4 protein-coding genes are annotated in these 2,194 nt (G+C 63.1%); 3 read left to right on the top strand and 1 reads right to left on the bottom strand.

What is annotated here, in order from left to right; all coding sequences use genetic code 11:
- Positions 1–36 precede the first annotated feature (36 nt).
- Positions 37–330, bottom strand: a complete 294-nt coding sequence (locus C4334_RS14525; RefSeq protein WP_352432807.1) for a hypothetical protein — start codon at positions 328–330, stop codon at positions 37–39.
- A 242-nt stretch (positions 331–572) separates the two neighbouring features.
- On the opposite strand from C4334_RS14525, the gene C4334_RS14520 reads away from it, so the two are divergent.
- The 3 genes from C4334_RS14520 (at position 573) to C4334_RS14510 (ending at position 2,147) form a co-directional block, all read left to right on the top strand.
- On the top strand, positions 573–1,616 hold the full coding sequence (locus C4334_RS14520; protein ID WP_352432806.1) for an inositol monophosphatase: 1,044 nt from the start codon (positions 573–575) through the stop codon (positions 1,614–1,616).
- A 61-nt stretch (positions 1,617–1,677) separates the two neighbouring features.
- Complete coding sequence (locus C4334_RS14515; protein ID WP_352432805.1) at positions 1,678–1,902, top strand: hypothetical protein; 225 nt, start codon at positions 1,678–1,680, stop codon at positions 1,900–1,902.
- A complete protein-coding gene (locus C4334_RS14510; protein ID WP_352432808.1) occupies positions 1,902–2,147 on the top strand; it encodes a hypothetical protein in 246 nt (81 codons plus the stop codon). The genes C4334_RS14515 and C4334_RS14510 overlap by 1 nt, the downstream gene beginning before the upstream one ends.
- The last annotated feature ends 47 nt before the right edge of the window (positions 2,148–2,194 follow it).

Below are 2,194 nucleotides of genomic sequence, written 5' to 3'. Positions count from 1 at the left end.
TAGTTGCAAGTTGAAGTGAGCGGTCGTGAGCACCTATCATGCTGCTCGCAGATGTTCCCGAATGGATTCGGGGAAGGACGTCACAATCTTTCCTGCGTTCCGCGCGTTTGTGGCGATGGCGAAATCGCGCAGCCCATCAACTGCCTGCAATTGCTCTTCCTCGTGCACGAAGACCGTTTCCTCTTGACTTCGACCTACCACGTCTTCGAGGTGTTCATGCCGCACATGAAAGCGCAAGCCGCGCACGCTCTTTTCGACGCCATCTGTTTCGTACACGCGCAACGGGCGACCGGCCCAGTTTTGGCGGCTTTTGGGCTCGGCTTCGCTCACGGACAAGCGGTTGACGTGACGAACTGCGGTCCTGTGGGAAGTGCGGCAGCGAAATCGCTGTGCCAGAAGGCATCACGTGTAGGACACGCAGTCACAGGCAAAGCCACGAGGCATCAGAGGAGAGCTTGGCGCCGAGAAACGCGACGACGGCATCTTGCGGGCGCGCTCGCGTGACGGCGACGAGGAGGAAGCTTGAGCGGTCGCGCGACGCGCGGGGAATTCAAGCTTGCGTGCGCGAAAAGATGTTTTCGGGTGAGGGGGCGATGATCGACGAAGCACAGAGGCTGCTCGAACCCATCAAGCGATTGCACGAGCGATTGCGTGAGCGCATCGTCGCCGAATGCGAGCGCGTGGCCCTTGAAGAGTTGTCGCGCGTCGTCGCCGATGAGGTTGCGGGCGATACGATCTACGCGATCGATCGCGTCGGTGAAGAGGCGCTCATCTGTGGCTTTTCGGAGATCGCGCGCGACGCGCCGCTGGTGCTCATCGCCGAAGGGATCGGGGGCGGAGCGGTCGTGTTGCCTTCGGGAGCGCGCGAAGAAGAAGCGGTGTGGCGCATCATCGTTGATCCCGTGGATGGAACGCGATCGCTCATGTATCAGAAGCGTAGCGCGTGGGTGCTGACGGGCGTTGCGCCCAACCGCGGCGCACAGACCTCTCTGCGCGACATCGTGCTCGCGGTGCAGACCGAGATCCCGACGCTCAAACAGCATCTGGGCGACGTGCTCTGGGCGGTGCGCGGGCGCGGCGCGCAGGCCGAACGATGGAACCGTTTGACGGGCGAACGCACGCCGTTGCGTTTGCAGCCATCGCGTGCGACGACGATCCGGCACGGCTATGCGTACGTGGCGCGATTCTTTCCGGGAGCGCGCGACGAGTTGGCGGCGATCGATGAAGAGATCGTGCGCGAGGCGCTCGGCCCGGTCCAGCCCGGCAAAGCGCACTGCTTCGAGGACCAGTATCCTTCGACGGGCGGACAGCTCTACGAACTCGTGATGGGACATGATCGGTTCATCGCCGATCTCCGCCCGCTGATGGCGCGTCGACTGCGCGCGCGGGGGCTGCTGCTCGGCATCTGCTGCCACCCATATGATCTGTGCACGGAGTTGATCGCGCGTGAAGCCGGGGCGATCATCACCGGCCCAGATGGATGCGCACTCGATGCGCCGCTCACGGTCGAAGCGGATGTCGCTTGGGTCGGCTACGCGAACGCAGCGATCCGCGCCGAGATCGAACCGCTACTTCAGCGCGCTTTGGCGCGTCGCGGGCTGTTGGAGAAAGGATAGCGGTCGGCGAGATCGGACGGGCCGAGTGCGCGAAGATGTTGGAGAAGCGCAGGTGACGGAGATGCTTCGATACGAGTTGATCGAGGACAAGACGCGCGACGATCTATTGATGTTCATCGCGGCGCTCGAAGGAGTTCAAGCGTTGCGACCCGAGACGCTCAAGCTGCAAGACACCTTGGTTGATGTTCATCGCGGCGCTCGAAGGAGTTCGAGCGTTGCGACGGCCCACTGTTCACGGCAGACGAGCAGATCGTGGTCGCGCGCGCACCCGGACGGCTCGACGTGATGGGCGGAATCGCCGACTACTCCGGTGCGCTCGTGTTGGAGCTGCCCGTTCGAGAAGCGACTTTTGTCGCCGTTGCGGCGCGACGACGCGCAGTCGTGGCGCATCGTGAGCGTGCGTTCGGAAGGGGTGCGGTCAGAAGCCACGATCCCTTTGACCGCGCTTGTGCGCGATGGCGAACCGGTAGATTACGAAGCGGCGCGCGCCCTCGCCCTCTTTTCGCGTTCGCCCGAGGAGCATGCTTATAGAAAAGAGGGGGTGTGGGGGAGCTATAAAACCCATCCCCTTCAGGGGT

Source organism: Pyrinomonas sp., from assembly GCF_040289685.1.
GTDB lineage: Bacteria > Acidobacteriota > Blastocatellia > Pyrinomonadales > Pyrinomonadaceae > Pyrinomonas.
This window is presented reverse-complemented; position numbering and strand designations above follow the sequence as displayed.

Excerpts from the sequence above, each read along its gene's own strand:
- C4334_RS14520 (WP_352432806.1), top strand. The coding sequence starts at position 573 with ATGTTTTCGGGTGAGGGGGCGATGATCGACGAAGCACAGAGGCTGCTC.
- C4334_RS14515 (WP_352432805.1), top strand. The coding sequence starts at position 1,678 with ATGCTTCGATACGAGTTGATCGAGGACAAGACGCGCGACGATCTATTG.
- C4334_RS14510 (WP_352432808.1), top strand. The coding sequence starts at position 1,902 with ATGGGCGGAATCGCCGACTACTCCGGTGCGCTCGTGTTGGAGCTGCCC.